Annotated in this window: 15 protein-coding genes, 2 tRNA genes and 1 pseudogene; 9 read left to right on the forward strand and 9 right to left on the reverse strand. The window is 40.2% G+C overall.

Features of this window, described 5'->3' with window-relative positions:
* Positions 1–256: 256 nt before the first annotated feature.
* From PQO03_RS10585 to PQO03_RS10600, 4 genes are all read left to right on the forward strand, one after another.
* Complete coding sequence (locus PQO03_RS10585) at positions 257–1,420, forward strand: DUF7133 domain-containing protein (RefSeq protein WP_274150236.1); 1,164 nt, start codon at positions 257–259, stop codon at positions 1,418–1,420.
* A gap of 191 nt (positions 1,421–1,611) precedes the next feature.
* Positions 1,612–3,468: a HEAT repeat domain-containing protein gene (locus tag PQO03_RS10590; protein ID WP_274151826.1), complete on the forward strand. Its 1,857-nt coding sequence runs from the start codon at positions 1,612–1,614 to the stop codon at positions 3,466–3,468.
* A gap of 166 nt (positions 3,469–3,634) precedes the next feature.
* Positions 3,635–4,096 carry a hypothetical protein gene (locus PQO03_RS10595; protein ID WP_274150237.1) on the forward strand — a complete coding sequence of 154 codons (462 nt, stop codon included), beginning with the start codon at positions 3,635–3,637 and terminating at the stop codon, positions 4,094–4,096.
* Between the two features lie 236 nt (positions 4,097–4,332).
* A complete protein-coding gene (locus PQO03_RS10600) occupies positions 4,333–4,986 on the forward strand; it encodes a hypothetical protein (protein WP_274150238.1) in 654 nt (217 codons plus the stop codon).
* Between the two features lie 317 nt (positions 4,987–5,303).
* Here the strand turns inward: PQO03_RS10600 and trhO are convergent, their stop codons facing one another.
* From trhO to PQO03_RS10635, 7 genes and pseudogenes are all read right to left on the reverse strand, one after another.
* Positions 5,304–6,326 carry an oxygen-dependent tRNA uridine(34) hydroxylase TrhO gene (gene trhO / locus PQO03_RS10605; protein ID WP_420792863.1) on the reverse strand — a complete coding sequence of 341 codons (1,023 nt, stop codon included), beginning with the start codon at positions 6,324–6,326 and terminating at the stop codon, positions 5,304–5,306.
* Between the two features lie 111 nt (positions 6,327–6,437).
* Positions 6,438–7,904 (reverse strand): glycerol kinase GlpK, encoded by a 1,467-nt coding sequence (gene glpK / locus PQO03_RS10610; protein WP_274150240.1) that lies wholly within the window; start codon positions 7,902–7,904, stop codon positions 6,438–6,440.
* A gap of 283 nt (positions 7,905–8,187) precedes the next feature.
* Positions 8,188–8,652, reverse strand: a complete 465-nt coding sequence (gene ribH, locus PQO03_RS10615) for a 6,7-dimethyl-8-ribityllumazine synthase (protein ID WP_274150241.1) — start codon at positions 8,650–8,652, stop codon at positions 8,188–8,190.
* A gap of 31 nt (positions 8,653–8,683) precedes the next feature.
* Positions 8,684–9,226 (reverse strand): annotated as a pseudogene (gene ribB / locus PQO03_RS10620) (3,4-dihydroxy-2-butanone-4-phosphate synthase); the annotation flags it as partial.
* 210 nt (positions 9,227–9,436) lie between these two features.
* Positions 9,437–9,512, reverse strand: a tRNA-Glu gene (locus tag PQO03_RS10625).
* Between the two features lie 27 nt (positions 9,513–9,539).
* Positions 9,540–9,615, reverse strand: a tRNA-Glu gene (locus PQO03_RS10630).
* 72 nt (positions 9,616–9,687) lie between these two features.
* Positions 9,688–10,860, reverse strand: coding sequence for a glycosyltransferase family 4 protein (locus tag PQO03_RS10635; RefSeq protein WP_274150243.1), 1,173 nt, complete (start codon positions 10,858–10,860; stop codon positions 9,688–9,690).
* 278 nt (positions 10,861–11,138) lie between these two features.
* Between PQO03_RS10635 and PQO03_RS10640 the strand changes: the two genes are divergently transcribed.
* From PQO03_RS10640 to PQO03_RS10655, 4 genes are read left to right on the forward strand one after another with little or no spacing between them, the layout of a single operon-like run.
* Positions 11,139–13,694, forward strand: a complete 2,556-nt coding sequence (locus PQO03_RS10640) for an HlyD family secretion protein (RefSeq protein ID WP_274150244.1) — start codon at positions 11,139–11,141, stop codon at positions 13,692–13,694.
* Positions 13,691–15,112: an HlyD family secretion protein gene (locus tag PQO03_RS10645; RefSeq protein ID WP_274150245.1), complete on the forward strand. Its 1,422-nt coding sequence runs from the start codon at positions 13,691–13,693 to the stop codon at positions 15,110–15,112. Before PQO03_RS10640 ends, PQO03_RS10645 begins: the two co-directional genes overlap by 4 nt.
* Positions 15,105–17,072, forward strand: coding sequence for an ATP-binding cassette domain-containing protein (locus PQO03_RS10650; protein ID WP_274150246.1), 1,968 nt, complete (start codon positions 15,105–15,107; stop codon positions 17,070–17,072). Before PQO03_RS10645 ends, PQO03_RS10650 begins: the two co-directional genes overlap by 8 nt.
* Positions 17,069–18,454 carry a TolC family protein gene (locus PQO03_RS10655; RefSeq protein ID WP_274150247.1) on the forward strand — a complete coding sequence of 462 codons (1,386 nt, stop codon included), beginning with the start codon at positions 17,069–17,071 and terminating at the stop codon, positions 18,452–18,454. The genes PQO03_RS10650 and PQO03_RS10655 overlap by 4 nt, the downstream gene beginning before the upstream one ends.
* A gap of 107 nt (positions 18,455–18,561) precedes the next feature.
* Here PQO03_RS10655 and PQO03_RS10660 read toward each other — a convergent pair whose 3' ends face one another.
* A complete protein-coding gene (locus PQO03_RS10660) occupies positions 18,562–19,344 on the reverse strand; it encodes a prepilin-type N-terminal cleavage/methylation domain-containing protein (protein ID WP_274150248.1) in 783 nt (260 codons plus the stop codon).
* Between the two features lie 204 nt (positions 19,345–19,548).
* Between PQO03_RS10660 and PQO03_RS10665 the strand changes: the two genes are divergently transcribed.
* The gene (locus PQO03_RS10665; RefSeq protein WP_274150249.1) at positions 19,549–20,151 is read left to right on the forward strand and encodes an RNA polymerase sigma factor; all 603 of its coding nucleotides are present in this window, start codon (positions 19,549–19,551) and stop codon (positions 20,149–20,151) included.
* Here PQO03_RS10665 and PQO03_RS10670 read toward each other — a convergent pair.
* Positions 20,148–22,145, reverse strand: coding sequence for a serine/threonine-protein kinase (locus PQO03_RS10670; protein WP_274150250.1), 1,998 nt, complete (start codon positions 22,143–22,145; stop codon positions 20,148–20,150). The genes PQO03_RS10665 and PQO03_RS10670 overlap by 4 nt on opposite strands.
* Between the last annotated feature and the right edge of the window lie 70 nt (positions 22,146–22,215).

Genomic DNA, 22,215 nt, shown 5'->3' on the forward strand with positions numbered 1-22,215 from the left:
CATTCCCTTCATACCTTCTGCGTAGATAATCAACACTAACCGACTGTATGATTACGACAAATACTTGTATTACTCCTGTGTGAAAATAATAAAATCATTCCAAAAGAAATAATTTCCTGTTAGTCGCAGCGTATTATTATGTAGTATACAATTACATGATAATTTTTAACCGGATCAAATGATGTTTAAATTGCTTCACACCTTTATTTTCAGCTCGCTTTGCTCAATCGTCCCTCTTTGTGCAAACGATTATAAAATGCAAGATTTCACTGGCAAAGTGAACAATCCGAAATTTACTAAAAGTGGTAAAATTGCCGCGAAGCCACTAGTCGAAAACATGACTAGCTTTGGGCTAGGACATGATGGCAGTCTTTACATCGTAGAATCTCCACGACAAAAAAATGGTCAAATTGTAGATATTCGTGGAGCTAAGCAATTTACTCAACAAGACTTTAAAAATACTACTGTTGAAGAACGTATTGCCATGATGGAAAATGATCCAAAAACTGGTAAAGCTTATTTCAATCGTCATAGTGAACGCATCGCTAAAATAACTGATACTAACGGCGACGGTATTTTTGATAAGCGCACAGAGTTTGCCGATGGCATGATGAGAAACACCGCTGATGGAATTGCATTTTCTGCGATAGAACATGAGAACTCAATTTACCTTACTTGTATCCCTCACCTTTGGAAGTTCACAGATACCAATAACGATGGTATCGCAGACAAGCAAGAAAAACTACTAAGTGGATTTGGACCACGCCTTAGTATGATGGGTCATGATATGCATGGCATTACAGTAGGCCCTGATGGTAGACTTTATTGGTCTGTAGGTGACCGAGGTTATAACGTTACCAGTAAAGAAGGCAAGAAATTTTCTGCTCCCAATCGAGGTGCCATTTTTCGCTGTAATACCGATGGAACAAATTTTGAAGTCTTCCATTTTGGCTTGCGAAATCCTCAAGAAATTGCTTTTGATAAACACGGCAACCTCTTCACCTTTGATAATACGGGTGATATCGGTGATCGTGCTCGCGCTGTATATGCCGTTGAAAGTGGTGATTCTGGCTGGTATATGGAACACCAAGGTCTTCACCAATATCGATCGCGCCTAGATCACTCCGAATTCAATGGTATGTCTCCTTGGATTGAAGACCAGATGTTCAAACCACAACAGCCCAAACAACCACTTTGGTATCTCCCCCCCTCAGTAATTTTCAAAATGGCCCCTCTGGAATTACTTACCTCACTGGTGAAGGTATCCCCAGCGAATGGCAAGATAGCTTTCTTGTCTCAAATTTTCGTGCCAGTACTGCACGCTCCAATATCATTCGCTTTAAGTTCTCCGAAAAGGGGGCATCATTCAAAACTGATGTGGCTGACCCAGTCATCAGTCAAATCGTTGCATCAGATGTAAACCTAGGCATTGACGGGAAAATTTATATTGCAGATTTTGGTGGTGGCTGGTCTGTAAATGATCGTGGTAGTATACAATTCATCGAATACCCCGAGGGAACAGCAAAAGCTTCTGTGCAACAAACTAAAAAACTCTTTGCTAAGGGTTTTTCTAAAGTTCAAAATCCTGAACAACTGCTCACACACCCCGACATGCGTGTTCGCCAATATGCTCAATTTGAATTAGTCAAAAGAAAAAATATTAGTGCACTTAAAACGGCTCTCCAAAAGGGCGACAGCACCATAGAAAGATTGCACGGCTTATGGGGCCTTGCTCAATTACAGCGAGCTAGAACTGCAGAAACTGCCCCATTTATCACTCAATTCATAAATGATAAAAAAACCATTATTCGTCAACATATCTGTCAAAGTCTTGGAGACTTCACGAGTTCGCCAAGTCATGAAGCTCTACTCATTCAAGCTCTATCCGACCCTTCTCAACGCGTTAAACTTAAAGCGGCTATTGCTTTGGGAAAAGTTGGCACCGAGAAAGCTAAACCCGCACTCTGGAAACTCATCGCCACTAATAAGGGCAAAGAGCATATCATCCGCCATATCAGTGTACGTGCTCTTGCGCGCCTCAAGGATCAAGATGGTGCCATTATGCAAGTAAATAATAAGGATCCCGAACTAAGACTCGCTGCGGTATTAGTCTTACGTGAACTGGAGTCTGCGGAACTCGCAAAATTTGTCAAAGATGAAAATAAAACTATTCGCGAAGAAGCCATTCGGGCCATTTACGATAAGCAGATTATGGCAGCCATGCCCGCACTCGCGGTAGAAAGTCATAATATCGGCAATTATTCGCTTCCTCTTCAAAGAAGAATATTATTCTCTAATATGTGGCTCGGCACTGCTCAAAATGCTAGTAACACCATTGCGATTGTCAATAACCCGAAAAGTGATAAACAGATTAAAGAATTTGCTTTACGCGCTCTTAGTCGCTGGTCTAAGCCTCCTGAGAACGACCCCATTTTTTCTCTTTATAGACCGACTACAAAAAGGAATATCAATATCATCCCTACTATCAGCAAAGGCCTCACACAAGTCTTAGAAGATAGTAATGGCAAAATTTTAGACTTAGCGCTAAAACTTGCTCAGGATATTAAATTACCCTTATCTCCAAAAACTCTCTTAGCGCAAGTTAATAATACCAAAGCACCTGCTAATATTCGTATCTCTGCCCTCAATACCCTTTTATCACAAGACCCCAAGTATATTAAATACATTCCCGTGATGCTTAAAAAAGAAAAGAATGAGATACTCCAAGGTCGCCTCATTGAACTTTCTTACGCACATAAATTAACGAACTATAACCAACTTAAATACAAGTACTTAAGTACAAAAAATATCCCTCAATCAAGAGCTATCATCAAAGGTCTTGCCATGCACTCTGATCTTCATCCACAATTAGCTCAAATATGGGCCCAGAAGAAAGAAGTACTTCCTCCCGAAGTTTTTCTTGATCTTTACCTCGCAATGAAAACACTTGATTCATCTACCATCAAAACACTGATCGCAAAGTTTGACTCTACTGCTGACAATGCCTACAATCTCACTACTTCTGGTGGAAATAGTGATTCGGGGAAAACTATTTTCGAAGGACAAGGTGCCTGTCTTCAGTGTCATCAAATCAATCGCAAAGGAGGTGCTCAAGGTCCCGCATTAGATGGTATTGGTACTCGACAAAATCCGCATACGATCATGGAATCACTCATTCATCCTAATAAATTGATCGCACCGGGTTTTGGTACTTTTATTGTCAATACAAAAGGGGGAAAGTCGATTGCTGGCATCCTGCTTAAAGAAGATGATACATCCTACCAGATTAAAACCGCAAGTGAAAGCTTAAAAATCATGAAAAAGGATGTGGCTAATAAACAAGGTCCTAGCTCTGGCATGCCTCCTATTGCTCGTGCCCTAAAACTGAGTGACCTGCGTGACCTCATTGCCTACCTCGAATCCATCAAAGAGAGTAAAGTTAAAAAAAGGGTCAAGTCATCTCACTAATTTTGTGTAGGTGAGTGAAGCTCGCTCACCTTATTTTAGATACATTTATATATGTAATTCAAATGGAACTATTGATAAAATCAATAGATGACATTCATTTTATTTTTAGAACTAATAGTAAAGCTCCCCATATTTTTAGACATGCCCTAATTAAATGGAGTCCCACATGTTCAGTATTCATAACTTTCATTTTTCATACGAACCATGTAAAGCATTAAAAGAATATTTTCCACAACAGCCAAAATATGCCTGGCATTGTCGTTTAAATACCCAGAGCCTAAATAACTCTAAGCTCACTAAAGTTATGGATATATGGATTGCCGGTGATTCAAATGGCCCTAACCAAGAACTTTTATTTCAAGCTATTGAAATAAAAAATCAAATCAATGACTACATAGAAGAGAGCTGTATCTTTGACATCCAATGGATTAATAACATCAAGCTTTATAGCTTTTATGCAGGTATAGAAGAAATACATGACTATCGTCAAGACAATGAATGGCTTAGTGGAATTTACCTTCTCGATGTTAATGAGCCTGAACGCTGTGTACTTACTGAAACCTATGCTTTTTTTAATTACTCTACGCTCTTCCTCAAAGGAAAGGCCTGTGACAAAATCCTAGCTTAGAATACATTTAAAATATAGTAAGCAAATACACATTTCTACTTGAATAGCTTTCCTTTAATAAGCACATTGCAATAAGCAGACACAAAAGGAACATTAGTATCAAGAAATTTTTCATTTATATATTTATACTGTGTTCAAACCCCTTGTTCGCCGACTATCCCCCTGCAGTTCATTATGCGTTTGGGAATTACTTAGGTAGTGGTGTTTATGAAGTTTCGGGAGAGCAGGCTTTTTTAATGAAAATCCCCTTTTCCTATCGCTTCCAAGAAGATGGTGAGGGACTACGCTTACGCCTTCCCATCAATATCGGTATTTATAATTGGAGCATGACTGATCACGAAGCTCCCGACTCTATTAATGTAGGGAGTTTCATTCCAGGTATAGAGTACCGTTTTCGTATTAACGAACAACTCGTCATTGCACCCTTTTTTGATCTCGGTTACGCTCATGATTTCGATAGTAGTGTGAATACACTTGTAACGGCGGTGGGTTCATCTTTCAAATATCAATTTGGCGATGAACTCCAGCATTGGTGGGTTAATCGTATTACCTTGGCAAAAGCCCGATCCGAAGATGACAATGCTGAATCTACACTCACTTTTTGGCAGACTGGTGTCGATCTAGAAACTCCCATTAAAGGTAGTTTTTTAGATTACGATTTTAATCTCGCTGCATACGCTATGACGCGTGTCTATTTTGATAATTTTTCCCTCGAAGCTGATGACCCCGAGAAAGATGTCGATGTTCGCCAAACCTACGAAGGTGGCTTTTCATTAAAGCTCAAGGATCCGTGGACTTTCAGCTTCCTAGAAGTTGGCCGACTTGGTATCGGCTACCAATTCGGCGATGGTTTTGACCTCTATAAAGTATTTATTAACCTCGCGATTTAGTCCTTGTCTACATCTAATTTAGAGAAATGATATTGACTGGGCAACCCCGTACGGCTTCTTCAAGCTCAGACCTATCCATCTCAAAGGCTTCAGTCACTTGAAATACCCCTTCTTGCTTAAAGTCATGTATTTATGCCAAACCCTCATCATCCATATAAAAATAACTTGAAGCTGTTTCTGCACATAAACAACAGCCTATACATTCAGGACGATTGTGCTTAAGTTTAGGCATCAATTTTTTAGAGCTTATAGAGTTCATTTGCCATTCTGGGCTGCTGCATTTAAGGAGGCGTAACACCCTATAGGAGCTAGAAGTTCTAACCTTCTCGAACCTCATTGTTCTTTCCTTTGTGTTTGACGTTTTTTCTGTCCACGATCATGCTTTTTTTAGCTAGTTTTGCTTGTTGACGTGCTTCTGCCGATTGGATAACTTCTGCACCCATATGCTCTTCCCCACGTTCCCGCGCCAAACGTACTTGTCGTTCACGCTCAGCAAAACGCTCTTTACGTTCATCCGAAAATTTTTCAAAGCAACCTGCACAACTCACACCTAATTCATAGTGTTTGTGTTGCTTATCTTCTTCAGTAATTGGATAGCGACATGCAAAACACTGATCGTACTGACCCTTCTCTAAGTTGTGATTAACCGCCACGCGCTCATCAAAAACAAAACACTCACCTTCCCACATGGTATCTTCTTTTGGTACCTCCTCAAGATATTTCAGTATACCACCCTTGAGGTGATACACTTCTTCAAAACCTTGCTCTTTTAAGTAGGCTGTAGATTTTTCACAACGTATCCCACCAGTACAAAACATGGCCACTTTTTTATTCTTTTCTGGATCTAAATTTTCCTTGACATATTGAGGGAATTCGCGAAAGCTCTCAGTATTAGGATTCACAGCATTTTTAAATGTCCCGATTCCGACTTCATAATCATTTCTGGTATCCACCAAAATAACATCGGGATCGGAAATGAGTTCATTCCAATCACTCGGCTTTACATATGTCCCTACTGATTGTAGAGGATCAATTCCTTCTACTCCCATGGTCACAATTTCTTTTTTGAGCTTAACTTTAGTACGCTTAAAAGGAGCTATTTCGTTAAATGAATTCTTGTATTCGATGGGCTTGAGTTGGCAATCATTCTCTAAATAATTGAGCACCGTCTCAACGCCTTTTGCGGATCCCGCAATCGTGCCATTTATTCCTTCTAAGGCGAGTAATAAGGTTCCTCGAACTTTATTTTGTTCCATTATCTCATGAAGCGGTTCGCGTAATTCTTGATAGTTTTCTAAACGCACGAACTTATATAATGCACATACAGTATACATAGTAATTTCCTTGTGTTAGCCGAATCGTAAGTTCGGGACAGTTTGGTGATGTAAAGACCTCTTGGTCAAAAGGCTCGCACTATAAACTAAAATCTTGAATTGGCAAACCCTGTGAAATTACTCACTAAAGGTAATCACGGCATCGAGTGCTTTTTGCCATTGACTATACAATTCCTTCATTTGCAGTGGACAGGCATGAGCTGTAAAGCTTTTCTCTGCACGTGATTCCATACTAAATTCCCTCCCCGTCAAAGCCTCTAAAGCGAGTCGCGCGGCCCCTAAAACTGAGCTTTCTGTAAAGTCTGGTAAGTTTAAGCTCACACCTAAAAGATCTGCCTGAAACTGCATTAAAAAATCGCTTGCACAAGCTCCACCATCTACTCGTAAAGAATGAATCTCACTTCCACAATCCTGCTTCATCACTTCCAGTAAATCTTTACTTTGAAATGCAATCGCCTCCAGTGCCGCGCGTGCGATATGTCGCTTATCTGTCGCTCGAGTTAGACCAAAGCAGCCACCTTTTACATGAGACTTCCAATAGGGAGTCCCTAAGCCGCTAAAACTAGGAACAAAGACAACTCCTCCATTGCCCTTCAGTTCTTCAGCCAATTCACCACTAGCTTTAGCCTCATCTATGATTTGTAAATTATCTCGCAGCCACTGTATGGCCGCTCCTGCGATAAATACCGACCCCTCCAAAGCATACTGGGGCTTCTCCAGCGATGAACAGGCTAATGTCGTTAATAAACCCGACTCAGATTGTACGGCTTTCTCACCCGTATGCATGAGCATGAAACATCCCGTCCCATAGGTATTTTTTACCATTCCCGGCTGATCACAACCTTGACCATAAAGTGCCGCTTGTTGATCTCCAGCTACAGCCAAAATTGGCACGGACATATTTTTAAAGGGTCCCTCGCAAGCAAAACCAAACTTATCTCGTGAAGACAGAACTTTAGGGAATAATTTTGGGGGAAGATCTAAACGAGTTAATATTTCAGCATCCCAGTGCAGTTTATGAATGTTAAAAGCCATCGTTCGCGAAGCATTCGTCAAATCTGTTACATGAGAATTTCCACCAGTGAGTTTCCATATTAACCAAGTATCAATCGTGCCAAAACAAAGCTCCCCGGTCTCAGCCTGCTCTTGCGCATCACAATGATCTAAAACCCAACGAATCTTAGGTGCCGAAAAATAACAATCTACCAAGAGACCTGTTTTACTTTTTACCTCTAAGTCCGCAAGTCCATCACAAATTTTTTGTGTCTGCTTTGACTGCCAAGAAATCGCATTATGTAGCGCTCGTGAACTACTGCGTTCCCATACAATGCTCGTCTCTCTTTGATTGGTAATTCCAATGGCCGAAACTTCTTGAGCTGAAATACCTGCACTTTCTAAGCATTGCTCAATTGTCTCACATACACTTAAATAAATCAATTCCGCATCTTGTTCAACCCAATCATTTTTGGGATATATTAAGGGTACTTCTTGCTGAGCCTGACTTAAACAATTTAACTCTTCATCAAACAAAAAAGCTCGTGAGCTACTCGTCCCTTGATCGATTCCTAAAATATATTGCTTCATTGACTTCTCCCATTTTCTATAAATTAATACTCATTTAGCTAGAGTCCTATATCGCTTTACAAAAAAATCGTCTTTAATCCCCTAAACAAATACCCACCTTGACATGGGGGACTCATTAAAGTCTCATCACTTCACGATGATTCCTAAAGCCTTGCCTTTGCTAGGGTAACAGGCGGCTAGTCCTGCTACATCGCCTATTCCTTTCGCCCCAGCTTTGTTGGGCAAACACAAAAAAGCTCGAGTCCTAAGAACTCGAGCTTTTTTGAAAATATGTTTGAAGCTATTAAATCTGGCTTAATACCGATGAGGTATCTAAAGCACAAAGAGCTGCATCCCAGCCTTTGTTACCAGCTTTAACACCAGCACGATTTAAAGCCTGCTCAACTGTATCTGTAGTAAGGACACCATAGATAACAGGAAGTGAGTGTTTCAAACCTAATTGAGCCACGCCAGAAGTAACTCCTGCAACGACTTGATCAAAATGAGGCGTCTCGCCTTTGATCACGGCTCCTAAACAAATTACAGCATCATATTTACCTGTTGCTGCCAATTTATCCGCGACTACCGGAATCTCAAAAGCACCTGGAATGATAACTGTATCAATGTCTGCTTCGGCTACACCGTGGCGTCTCAAGCAATCAATGGCGCCATCTTGTAACTTGAAAGTAATGAGTTCGTTAAAACGAGCAGTAACGATAGCGAATTTTTTGCCTTCTCCTGTAAGAAGACCTTCGATTTTGCGGCCCATATTGAGCTCCTTAGTTTTATTGTTTCTTTAAGAACTTTACTAGATCTTCAATGGAGATCAACTTTAAGTCATGTTTTTGCGCAAAGACTTTTAGTTCTGGAAGACGTGCCATGGTGCCGTCTTCGTTTAAAATTTCACAAATGACCCCAACGGGTTCAGCACTGGCAAGCTTTGCCAAGTCTACCGCCGCTTCCGTATGACCTTCACGCTCTAGTACTCCACCGGGTTTTGCAATCAAGGGGAACATATGACCAGGACGCATAAAATCGTCTGCCGAAAACTTGGAATTTGCCAAGCCTTTGAGTGTTTTCGATCTATCACCAGCTGAAATGCCTGTAGTGGTATCATTTTTTGCATCAACAGAAACGGTAAATGCTGTACCATAAGGACAATCATTATAGTCTGCCATTAGCGATAAATGTAATTCATCCGCTCGACTCTGGGTCATGGGAGCACAAATGAGGCCACGACCATACATGGCCATAAAATTAACTGCCTGAGGATTTGCGAATTCAGCAACCATCAGTAGGTCACCTTCATTTTCTCGATTTTCATCGTCGACAACCACAATCATTTTACCTTGCTTAAGGTCTTCGATAGCACTTTGTATTGAGTCCAACACGTCGATTTTCCGTTTCTAGTTTCATATTAAATAGTTGCCAACATAATAGGCTAATATGTCGCTTTGTCCATACAAAATCAAGCCATATACATAATGTATAAACTTCTTGTGATAATCTGAAAGAGGAGTGTAAGCAATGTCATATTTTCTCTTGGAGAAAAATGGCATCCCTAACGGGATTCGAACCCGTGTCGCCGGGATGAAAACCCGGTGTCCTAGGCCTCTGGACGATAGGGACGCATAAAGCATCAATCTTGAAAAAAAATGGCATCCCCAACGGGATTCGAACCCGTGTCGCCGGGATGAAAACCCGGTGTCCTAGGCCTCTGGACGATGGGGACGCCTCAAGACGACGGAAGTATACATGAGGACTTTATTTAGTCAAATACCATTTATGAAAAAACTTTGAAATTTTATTTAGCGCTTTTTCCTAGGAGGATCTCGTACTCTTCTTCAAGGCGTTTCACCATACGATTTGTACTGAATAATTTCTTAACTAAATCACGTCCTGCCTGCCCCATGCTTTGACGTTTTTGAGGCGATTCACAGAGCTCTACTAATGCAGCTTCAACATCTGCTAAATTTTCCGCCTCACAGAGATAGCCAGTTACATTGTGCTTCACCACTTCAGGTGCTCCATCCAGATTAAAGACAATTGCGGGTTTCGCAGCTGCTAAGCCTTGGACCACTGCTCGTGGCAAGCCTTCTCGCAAAGATAAATGACAAAGTATATCCGCGGCAATAACATAACGTGGCACTTCTGTAGGAAGAACTAAGCCCGTAAAACGAAAACGATCAGTCAAACCACGCTGCTCTAAATCCGCTTCAATTTCTGAGCGTAATAAGCCGTCGCCAACCAAAATAAAATGAAGTTGGGGATGTTTTTTACAGACTGCCTCAGCGGCATCAAGCAGAAAGTCGTGCCCTTTTAGCTCAAAAAGGCGAGCAACTTTCACCACTACTATGGCATCATCAGCTAAATTTAATTCTTCTCGAACGGCTTTGCGTACTCCGCAAACATCTGGCTCGTCTGTGTATGGCTCCAAATTCATTCCACTATGAACCGTTTTAAACTTCTCACGTGGCGCCACAGCTGCTTCCACATATTGATCTGTCATCGCATCGGCCACGCATAAAAGTTGATGGCAACGCTTCGCTGCAAACTTTTCACTTTCAATATAAATTTTATTTTTCCACGCTTTTTCATAACGATGAAAAGGAGGACCATGCACTGTATGGATGACCGCAGATACTTTTTCTTTCCACGCAGCTGCACGACCAATAATCCCCGCCTTTGAGGCATGAGTATGGACGACGTCAAATTTCTCGTCTTTAATAATCTGACGAAGCGCATAGTAACAGCGCAGGTCTTTTAGTGGATTAATACTGCGGATCAAATCTGGAACTTCGATTATTTTCAATCCCTCAGTGTCATGCTTCTTAAGTAATTCCCCTTCAGGACCAGAAGTCGGACCGGTTATGAGGAAAACTTCGTGACCATCTCTCACCTGTCCCATGCAGGATAGCAAAGTGTTTTCCTGAGCGCCCCCAATAATCATTCGGGTAATAATATGAGCTATTTTCAATTTTATCTCCAAGCTAAATACAGCTGGGTATTGTAAAACTTTTCTTCTCCTGTCACAATAGCTAAATTTGAGGTGTACTCTCTTTAGAGCTATAAATCATAAAAAAAAGTTGATTTTTACCTTCTTCACCATATCATAAGGACTCATTAGCCATCATATAGACCGCTCATCTTAATAAAAAATAAACACATATAAGTGTTAGGAATCGCCATTTCTTTCGTAATATATAAGTAGAATCAGTCATTAACATAAAACACCGCCAATCGTAGGACTTTTACTTGCTCAGCAAATACTCACTAATATTATTCATCTTTAGCTTTTCTGTTTTTGCAGAAAAAGCTGCTTTGCGTCCATATAGACCTTCGGTCAATCTAAGAGTCGAGACTGAGGCAAAAAGTGCCCAGAGTTTTGACGCTGGTCGGAGTACCTCCGTTATTGATTTTGTTTTACAGGATGGCGCAAGGGTTAAAAAAGGTGATGTCGTACTCAGTTTCAATAGTGAAAGTACCAAGCATCGCTACGATCAAAAAGTCCACAATAAAACAGCCTCTGAACTTACCTATAAAAATAAGATATTTGAGATCAACAATAAGATTAAAGATTTAAAAAATGAAATTAAAGATCACAAAGAAGCCGTACTCACCCAAGAGGTCACTTTAAGCGCACTCCGCAACCTACCGAAAGAAGAAGATGTGAAACTCGCAAAAAGTAGCCTGCGAGTGGCTGAAGTTGACTTTGAAGCCGCACAAGAAGAACTTGACAAAGCCAAAATTCGTTTTGACAAAAATTATATTTCTTCCGTTGAATATGCCGCCATTGAACTCAATTATAAACTCAAAGATAATAGTCTCAAACAGCAACAAGCACTACTCTCCGTCACTCAAGAGAAGGCAGACCCGAGGTTAGTAAAAAAAGCAGAACTCAAACTTGAGAATTTGAGCCTCCAATATGAATTTTCGCAAAAAAGTTTATCGGACTCAATTAAAATTGCCGAATCAAAAATCAAAAAACAAGAAAAATACCTTGATAAACTTGATAAGGATATAGAAAAATATAAGGAACGCTTAGAAAACTTAGTCCAAAAAGCCGAGGTCGACGGTTTTGTGAAATATGCCTCTATTTCCACTCCGATTGAAGCTGGTAGCACGATTTATTGGGGTCAAACTCTAGCCTCTATTCCCGACCTTCGTTCCACTTATTTCTCTGCATATTTACCCGAAAACAAAGTTAAAAATTTTAAAGTCGGAAGTTCGGGCTATGCTCAAATCAGTGGCCGTCTTGATGAATTACTTAAAGTCAAGATTACAAAAATTTCCGCCACACCAGAAGATATTGCCTACCAAACTAAAGTCGGCTGGGGAAAAGCAGTTAAAACCACTGGTGTTAAATTTTACTTACTTACGCTCAAGACTGAGACTCTCCCTAAATGGCTACGTCCAGGAATGACGGGCATCGTAACACTCAAGGCCAAAGAAGACTCACGCCTTGCTGCTCCCGCCGCATTAGTGCATCACAAAGATAATAAGACTTATCTCGCTTATGATGGAACTATGCACCCAGTATCAGGAGAGTTTCAAGAACAGTATTTCTTTTTCAATAATCCAGAAGAATACGCAGGTATCAACTTCCAAAAATCTGCACCTTGGCCTAAACAAGAAGATACTAAAAGTGAAGAATTTACTGGAAAATCACTTATTCTCAGCGGTGAGATGACGGCAGTTCGTGAAAACTTGGTCATTGTTCCATATATTTCAGATAAAACGACCATTTCTTGGCTTATCCCTGAAGAAACTCGAGTCGAAGAAGGTGATGTACTCTCTCGCCTAGATGCTACCGAACTTGATGAAACACTCATTAAATCCGAAAGTACCCTTGCTGATCGTGAAGAATCCGTAGAAACCGCAAAAACAAAACTTCAAAAAACTCAAGATGAGTTCAATTTTGACAAACTGCGCCTCAACAACTCTCTTGAATCGGCACGAATCAGCAAAGATATTATTCTTAAACCTCTACTTAACAAAACACTCATCAGTAAGCGCTACAGTTACAAAGCTCTCAAACTTCAGTTAGATAATGAGCAATTCCTTTACTCTCGTCTTAAAGCTAAACCCTCTCATCTACTCTCCGCATCAGAAATGGCGAAAGCCAAGCTTTCCTATGAAGAAACCGTCCTCAAGCTCGAGAAATCAAAAATTGCTTTAGACGAAGAAGAGAAAGGTGCCAGCTCTGCGGAAATCGCAAAAGCTGAAATTGATTTTGAACTTGCTAAAGACAATATCGATCAAGTCATACAACGCATGCCCATTGATATTGAAGAAGATAAAAATTATCTTCAAAATACAGAAATCATCCTTCGTAATCACAGGACGAATCTCGATAACCTCAAGAAGGAATACGACAGTCTCGTGATCAAAGCCCCTACAAAAGGTACTGTACACTACAAAAAAATATGGTCGACGAATGGTGTTCAAAAAGTAGAAGTTGGTACTGAAGTCCGATCATGGACACGTATACTCGCCTTACCAGAAACTGAATTCATGACGGTCAAAGTTAAAGTTCTAGAAAAATTCTTCCCCATGATACAAGAGAACTCTACTGTCAAAATCACCATCCCTTCTATTCAGGGCAAGTTCTTCACCGGCAAGCTTGGGAAACCAGGGTTTAACTTTGAACAAGAGGATGAAATTGAACAAAGTACTGACCCCTACTCTTCCCGTGAGCCCAGCGGCAAAGTCTTTGCTGTATACGAAATTAAATTACCCTCACTCGCAAAATTTTTGATTAAACCAGGCTCCATTGCCAAAGTAGAAATACCCTTGAGCGAGGCACTATGAAAAAAATCATTATATTTTTAATTTTGCTCATCACTATTGCTTTAATAATTTATCGCCCGCAAACAATGGCCTTAAAGTACGTCTCCGTACAAATGACTGAACAAGGACAAACTCTGATTGAGAACGGCAATGTGGCTCCTGCAATTAAAAAAGATGTTGTCAGTGGTAGTAGCGGTAATTTGCTCAGTATTACCGAAAATAATACCTATGTTAAAAAAGGTGAATTAATTGCCTCTATTGATAACAAACGCATGCTAGATGAAATCCGCGGGTTTGAAAATGAGGTGGCAAATTTACAGAGAGCACTCAACCTTCAAAAAATCACTACTGAGCTCAATCTAAAAAGTTACGATGCGAGTGTGAGAACTTATCGCAACAAACTAAAAAGATCTGAGGAAATTTATAATTATGAAAAGGCTAAACCTCATCCTCATGAAGTAAAAACTATGCAGGTAGACTTAGAACTTTCTAAACTAAAGCGTGCGGAAGCTGAACGAGTGTTAAAAATTGAAACCAAGCTCTATGAAAAAGGCTTCATCTCTATCATGGCTTACGATAAGTATATCAAGAACCTTAAACTTGCCAAAGAAAACTTACGTCAGGTGATTACTCAAAATACTTCCTTAATGAAAGGCGTTGATCCAGATAAACTCAAAGTCCTCGATCAAAACATCCAAAATTCCCAAGTTGCCTTGGAAAAGCAAATTGAATTGCGCAAGAGAAAAGAAGCTTCATTGAAGAATCAGATTGACGAAACAAAGGCAAAAATCAACTCACTCAACACTGACCTTAAATACAAGAAAAAAATCGCTGTACAAACTCAAATCAAATCACCTTCTGAAGGCTATTTGAAAATCAAAAAAAGGCGTGACTTCAGCGCAGGCGGTATTTTCCTTGCTTACCAAGCGGGAAATAGCATTGGTCAAAACGTCATTATTGCCAATATAGTGGACCCCTCGAAAATGGAGGTCAACTGTACCGTCAATGAATCTGATTATGATAAAATTAGAGAAGGCATGGCGGTAGATATTGAATTTATAGCTTATCCTAAAAAAAATATTAAAGGCCGAGTCACTAGTATTTCTGGCCTTGGTCAAGATCGTAACACTTGGATTAAAAGCTCTGATGGTGATAGTCGTGTCTACCTCTTTGATGTCAAAATCGAGCTCAATAAAAACAACTTAAAACTCCACCCTGGAATGAGTGCCGCGGTGACTTTCAAGCTTGCAGACAAGCGCGCTTACCTCACTATCCCACGCTCAGCAATCATTCATACTGAAACTGGACTATTTGTGCAAACTCGCAATGGTCGTAAAAACATCGAAGGCCGAGTCCTTGATCACTTTAATTTCAGCATCGAAAATGGCATAAGTGAAGGAGATGAAGTTCTCCTCTATCCTGGAGGAAACCATGAGTAATCAGTTAATTAAAATACGTGGACTTCAACGCCATTATCACATGGGTGAAGAAACTGTAAAAGCACTTGATGGGGTAGATTTAGATATTCAGACAGGTGAGTTTGTCATGATTATCGGAAGTTCCGGCTCTGGTAAATCTACTCTCATGCACATCCTTGGCTTACTCGACACTCCCGATGGTGGTAGCTTAGAGTATAATGGCATTGATGTGGCCAAGATGAAGGATGAAGAACTCTCTTCATTTCGAAATCGTACCGTGGGTTTTGTTTTTCAGCAATTTAACCTCTTACCACACCTCACCATTACAGAGAATATTGCTCTCCCCCTTGCCTATGCGGGCGGGATGAAAGACGACAATCTAGAAGTCGCAAAAGTTTACGCTTCCAAAATGGGCCTTGGTGAACGTTTAGGGCACAAACCTACAGAGCTTTCTGGCGGTCAAAATCAACGTGTGGCTATTTCCCGTGCACTTGTTAACAACCCCGATATCCTGATGGCCGACGAACCCACGGGTGCACTCGATTCTAAAACGGGTCAAGAAATCATGGAGATCCTGCACCAACTCAACCGCGAAGGCAAGACCATTATTATGGTTACCCACGACCGCGAGTTAGCAGAAACTGGAACACGTAAAATAACCATGAAAGATGGTGAAGTGATTGATGATTCAGGACATTCTGTCCTTCCTCCTAACAATGATATGCCAAAAAAGCTCACAGAAAACTATGGCATACGTTTACCGCAACTTATCATGGCAGGTGTTCGCGAAGGGCTTCTCCCCCATAAAATGCGTTCATTCCTTACCATGCTCGGCATCATCATTGGGGTGAGTTCTGTCATCTGTATGTCTTCATTTTCGCTTGGTAGTAAAAAGAAGCAAGCCGATCAAATTAGAGCTCTTGGCTCAAATTTAGTGAAGCTTACTAACCTCCCACTTAAGGACGCTGAGCTCAACCAAGCTCGCATACGTGGCTCACAGGGATTAAGTCTCAAAGATTATGAAACTCTCATCCAGCAAGATGATATCCAAGCTTATTCTGCCGTACGAGAAACTCCTATGACCGTACTTAACGATGGCCATGCCCTGAAAGCTCGTGTTCGTGCTGTTGCTGATAATTTTCTACAGGTCAATAACCTTAAGCTTAGTGAGGGGCGTGATTTTGATCCTTTTGACCAAAACTTTGCGTCTAAAGTCTGTATTGTTGGCCCTGGAATTGCCTCTACAGTAGATTCCCCCGTCATAGGAAACACGCTCACTCTCGGTGGCATACCTTATACTATTGTGGGTATCCTCAAGAACCAGAATATTAACCTCAAGGGTCTTGAGTCGTCTGGCTTAAAAGATTCCAGCACTGATATAATTATTCCTCTACACACGGCCTTAACCCGTATTAATCAACAAAAATTACGCAGTCAATTAGATGAAATTCAACTTCAGGTTAAAGATGAAAATCAGCTCATTAGCTCCGGTGCTAATATTTCTAAAATCATTCAAGGACTTCATAACGGCGTGAAAGATTTTGAAATCGTTATCCCCATTGACCTCCTTCGTCAACAAGAAGAAGCAGGAAAACTACTCGATATTTTAACAGTTATTATTTCTTCTATCTCAATGGTAGTGGGTGGCATTGGCATCATGAATATCATGCTTGCTTCTGTCCGTGAACGCGTTCGCGAGATTGGCATTCGCCGCGCGACGGGCGCATCTCAAAACAATATCCTCATGCAATTTTTAGCTGAGTCAGTGATTCTCTCTGCAACAGGAGGTGTATTTGGTGTCTTGCTCTCCTTATTAGTGGTATTTGTAACCTGTTCAGCCTTAGATATCCCCGTTGTTTTTTCTATCCCTCTATTATTTATTTCCTTTGCTGCATCCATGTCAACCGGATTAGTTTTCGGTCTCTTTCCCGCAAAAAATGCAGCTCAACTTAACCCTGTGGAAGCCTTGAGAAGCGAATGAAAAACTTATTATTTATCCTACTCTTTACCTGTACCCTTCATGCTCAGCAAAAAACATGGAGCATTGATACCATCATTGAATACGCTGTGAAAAATTCACAGACTATTAAAAACTCCGAGCTCAGCTTAGAAAACCGGGTTCAAAACTCCGCCATTGCACGTTCCGCTTATGATCTAGGTATTAGTTCAACCGCGAGCTCTAAAACTGATGGTAGCTCGGATAGTCAATCCTTCCGACTCAATCAGCCTCTCCCTGCAGGTTTCGAGGCTAATGTAACTGGTGCGCACTCACAGAATGGCAATTCCGATACTGATAATACCGACCTTGCTCTCTCTATCTCAAAGCAAATACTCGGCGGAGGTAGCCTCAGTAGCTCACTCAAAAGCATTCGCAATGCACATACTGATGAACTTATTGGTCTCAACTCACTCAAGCGTTCTAAGCGTGATCTCGTCCGCGATGTTATGAATAGTTTTTATCGGCTCATCCGTATAAGCAAATCTCTCGACATTTCTCTTCGTCGTTTAGAAACTTCTAAAAAGAATTTAGAGATGGCCATTGCCCGTGAAGATCCCTTAGATATTTCATCTGCAAAAATCAATGTCCCAAGAGATGAAATTTCAGTCATTGCAGCACGTGTCAACTTAAAAAATGAACTTGATAATCTCCAAGTTCTTATGGGTTTAGCTCCTAAAGAAGAGTTTAAAGTCGAAACAAATTTCGAATTCTCACTCGCTAAACCCAATAGCGCGGAAGACATGATATATGCTCAACAAAACTCAGAAGACTTTCTGAATCTTGAATTATCACGTATCAAACTCGATCGGGAACTCGAGGATAGAGATGAAAAGAATTCAGTTGATGTCAGCCTCTTTGTTCGACATAACCTAGAGAATGACACCAACGAAAATATCAACTTAAGAGGTGATGAAGAAACTACCGTAGGGGTAAACTTAAATTGGACACTGGGCAATCGAGCCGAAATAGCTCAGCTTAAAATTGCCAAAAATAACTTGCGTGAGAATGGCTTCGATTATAAGATATTATATAATCAGCGCCTCCAGAGTTTACGGCGCCTTGAAAGAGCACTCAACGAGCTCAATAAATCTATTCAGGTACAGATCCAAGAAATCAAATTTAATGAAGAGCAACTCGAACTTTACAAAGACCGCTGGGAAAGTGGCAAGATGGCCATTCTCGAATATCTCCGTAGTCAAAATCGTCTAGAGGACTCACGTATTCAACTCATTAATCTTAAGACAAATTACATGGAGACACTGCAAAATTATTTATTTGATACAGGCATGTCCTACGCACCGAACCTCACCATTGTTAAAAAAGATAAGTTGACAAACTTAGATGAGATTTCAGTCTACAAATAATCGTTTTATCCTCCGAACTCATTACGGGGCTTCTTCCCCCCCTTATGACTTTCCCACGCAGTAAGTTCGCTGAGGCTTTACCTTCTAGCATGAAAAGATCAAATTCCTTATAAACCATAGTTCAGATAAGCTTCTGCCATACCTGCATTGGTTTTGTTATCCAAGATTCCAACATGGCCATCGACGAAAGACACATTCATTTTTCCTTGATGCCTATCTGTTAGGACCATCGCCCCCCATGCACTACCACTTCCCAATAAGGCCCATTCTAAGATACTTGGACGATTCCCGTTTGACCAAAGTCTTGCGGTATTAGTAAATTGTACTTCTGGTTCAAAAACTGTTACTGTCTGAGAAGGATAAACCACATTGCTCAGTTCATTAGCAAAGTTCACCGTATTTTCTTGACTGTACATGGCATCATTCGTTCCAAAATTATGCTTGGCAATAAAGCCATAATAACCTCCTAAATTTACTGAAAAAGTATCCTTCACATCGTCGTCTGCAGGACAAATAAAACCCTTCATTATACTTTCATTCAAGGTACTTTCTTCAATTGTTGCAATAGAAGTCGTATCTAGATTTACTCCCATATAAAGCGCAAGGTTTTCTATGTGCCCCACGGCTTTCCCTGCTACCATGAGAGAATTTGTAGCTTCCGCAGGATCCCATTGTCCCCCCGTCATTTTACCCCCTGGTGGCGTTTGATTATTATAATCATCCCCAAACATATATAAGGCCGTATTATACTGTTTATAATTTGAGGTACACGATGCCAATATAGCTTTTTGGCGAGCCTTGCCTAAAACGGGCATAAGTATTGAAGCTAGAATCCCGATAATGGCAATCACTACGAGTAATTCGATCAGTGTAAAAAAGTTCTTTTTCATTTTATAATCCTTTAACTATGTTTAACTTCGTACGCTTGCGAAATATACCAAAGTGACAGAATGAGTAAAAAAAATTAAAATATCTTATAATTAAAAAATATGCGTCTCTATATATCAATCTATACCTAAGATGATTCCAAAACTATAGAATATTCAAAAAAACATTTTTCATAACGTATTATAGATAAAGATATATGGGACAACATGAAAAACGAAAGCCTCAATACTCGCTTTACTTTACTGCAAAGACTTAGCAATCAATATGATGAAGACTCCTGGGAAGACTTTGTCCATTATTATGAAAAGTACATTTTCATGGTCTGCTTAGGCTGCGGGTTCTCACATCACGATTCGAAAGAAATTGTCCAGTTAGTCATGCTCAAACTCTGGAAAAAACTCCCCGATTTTAATTATGATAAAAACAAACGTTTTCGCTCCTGGCTATGTCGCGTCACACGCAATACAGCTCTCGACTACTTTCGCCAGCAGCAGCGACAAGAAAAATATCTACAAAAAGCTTTTGAGAGTGAACACTGGGCTTATTATCGCGAAGATAGTTTACCGGAAATGGAAGCTATGGCTGAACGCGAATGGCAAAACTATATCGTCAATATCGCTCTCGAAAATTTACGTTCAAAAATTTCCGACAAAATGGTTGAAGTATTTCTAGCTCTCGAAGCAGGACAATCTGCAACTGACATAGCCGAAGATATGGATTTGCCACGTAATACGGTCTATGTCTATCAAAAACGCATGCAGGCTAAATTAAGTGAAGAAGTACGTCGCTTAAGCGCCGATTTATCCTAATGGTGTTCTACTTGGATCTTTGGATATTTAGAGAAATCCCAGCCGGAGTGGTCGCCTTCACTAAGTATGAGTTTCTCCAAACTTGGCATATTAAGAATAAAACCTAATTTTTTCATCTGTGTATTCCGCATACTTAATTCTTTTAAAATTAAAATAGCAATCTCTTCACCATCCTGTAATTCACAGCCATCAAGGTTCATTTTATTTAGAGGTAGTCCACGTAAAGCCGTTAAAACACGGACCTTGGGCGTTTTTCTGAAATCAACATCATAGCCATTAGGTAAATTTTTAATTGCGTAATCCCAGACCTTCACTTGGGGGTTTGTCTTCTCTAAAATAACTTGAATAAGCTGATGCTTTTCCCTGTTGGGCGGATGAGTCTGATGATGATCTAAGGCCAATAAATACGCCGGTCGAGTAAAAGGCATCTCATTAATTAAAGCAAGTAATTTTGTGAACTCTAAACGATTCCTATCCCCCTTTATCTCCATATATTTCCTTGCCAAGAAAATGGTTTTACGCGAATCTTTTGTAAGGCTTGTCTTCTTACTCATATAATATAAAAAACCTTTGAAATCTTGACGAACAAACTGGGTCAAAGCTTGAAAATAGAGCGCCACCTCATTATTCCTATCCAAGTTCCTTGCTCTTTTAAAGACTCTTTGAGCTTCCATAAAATGGCCTTTATGTAAATGCACTACGCCCATATCGACTAAACGGGGTGAGGCCTCGATCCCCACCTGTTTGGACAAGGCTTTTTCCTTTACATACATCTCCAAAGCATTCAGTGCTCTCTTTTCATTCTCTTGAGCGAGCTGAGCATTACGCTCAGCTAAAATTGCATTACTAATCGCTTCTTGTTCATTTTTTCTAATTTCAAAAACAAAAAAACTTGTCGATACACAGAAACACCCTAGCAATAATGACACTAATTTATGTCTTTTTATCAATAGGCTGATGGCTCTGAGGAAACTTGCGTCTTCTGCATCAGTTGCAAAACCTTCTCGCCAATGAATAATCTCATCCTTAAGTTCATCCACGCTCACGTAGCGATCCTGTGGTTCTTTGGACAAGGCTTTCATACAGACGGCGACTAAACTCTCTGGTATTTGAAAATAGTCATGCGAATATTTTTTTGGAGAAATAATATTGCCTTCTAAAGTATCTTGAATGGATTGTTTACTTGATTTCGTTTGTACCGGCTTCTCTAAACAAAGCATATTATAGAGAATTGCACCAAGTTGATAAATATCTGTCTGCTTTGATTTCAGTCCTATTTTCGACTCAATTTGTTCAGGGGCTAAGAAACCTAAAGTCCCTTTGATCACACCATCTAAGGTATGATCATTAATGATATTGGGGTCCAAGTTATTTTGAGTATGAGAAGTTACTTCACCCTCTTCTAATAACTTGGCTATTCCCCAGTCGCATAACAAAACCTCACCATAAGTTCCCAGACGAATATTATCTGGTTTTAAATCCAAGTGAATAACATTTCTTGAATGAGCAAAGGCAATCGCATCGCATACTTTAAGAAATATATCAATCACATGCTGGAGAGTATAATCAGCAGCTTTTTCTTTCGCTTGCTTTATGTAATCACTTAGATTTTGTCCTTCAATCAGCTTCATGGTGAAATAAGGGCAGTGATTTTTGTCTAAGCCCGCTTCGTACAAAGGGACAATATTAGGATGCTCTAATGATGCGGTAAGAAATGCTTCACTTAAAAAACTATCATATTTTCCTTTATCACTTTCTTCCTTGAGCTTTGCCATCGCAATCGGCCGATAAGTTTGCTCATCATAAACCACGCTAATTGATTTAGTTCCCCCCTCGTCCACTTTCTCTAAGTCTTCATAACGCTTTTCATTCAGTAAAAACTTGTCATAGAGGGGACTTTCGGATTCAGATCCATCAAAAGCCTTTTCAAAATAATGGCCCAAATCATGGACCTTATTTACAAAATCTTCAGTTTCATCCGGGGGCTCAGTCATCATCTCTCAATATTAATTCTACTTATTATAAATACGTTTTAAGCTCAATATAAGTGACAAATACTCAAAA

Origin of the sequence: Lentisphaera profundi (assembly GCF_028728065.1) — a bacterium.
Classification (GTDB): Bacteria; Verrucomicrobiota; Lentisphaeria; order Lentisphaerales; family Lentisphaeraceae; genus Lentisphaera; species Lentisphaera profundi.

Excerpts from the sequence above, each read along its gene's own strand:
- PQO03_RS10585 (WP_274150236.1), top strand. The coding sequence starts at position 257 with ATGCAAGATTTCACTGGCAAAGTGAACAATCCGAAATTTACTAAAAGT.
- PQO03_RS10645 (WP_274150245.1), top strand. The coding sequence starts at position 13,691 with ATGAAAAAAATCATTATATTTTTAATTTTGCTCATCACTATTGCTTTA.
- PQO03_RS10655 (WP_274150247.1), top strand. The coding sequence starts at position 17,069 with ATGAAAAACTTATTATTTATCCTACTCTTTACCTGTACCCTTCATGCT.
- PQO03_RS10660 (WP_274150248.1), bottom strand. The coding sequence starts at position 19,344 with ATGAAAAAGAACTTTTTTACACTGATCGAATTACTCGTAGTGATTGCC.
- PQO03_RS10600 (WP_274150238.1), top strand. The coding sequence starts at position 4,333 with ATGAAAATCCCCTTTTCCTATCGCTTCCAAGAAGATGGTGAGGGACTA.
- PQO03_RS10595 (WP_274150237.1), top strand. The coding sequence starts at position 3,635 with ATGTTCAGTATTCATAACTTTCATTTTTCATACGAACCATGTAAAGCA.
- PQO03_RS10590 (WP_274151826.1), top strand. The coding sequence starts at position 1,612 with ATGCGTGTTCGCCAATATGCTCAATTTGAATTAGTCAAAAGAAAAAAT.
- ribH (WP_274150241.1), bottom strand. The coding sequence starts at position 8,652 with ATGGGCCGCAAAATCGAAGGTCTTCTTACAGGAGAAGGCAAAAAATTC.
- PQO03_RS10665 (WP_274150249.1), top strand. The coding sequence starts at position 19,549 with ATGAAAAACGAAAGCCTCAATACTCGCTTTACTTTACTGCAAAGACTT.
- PQO03_RS10650 (WP_274150246.1), top strand. The coding sequence starts at position 15,105 with ATGAGTAATCAGTTAATTAAAATACGTGGACTTCAACGCCATTATCAC.
- PQO03_RS10670 (WP_274150250.1), bottom strand. The coding sequence starts at position 22,145 with ATGACTGAGCCCCCGGATGAAACTGAAGATTTTGTAAATAAGGTCCAT.
- glpK (WP_274150240.1), bottom strand. The coding sequence starts at position 7,904 with ATGAAGCAATATATTTTAGGAATCGATCAAGGGACGAGTAGCTCACGA.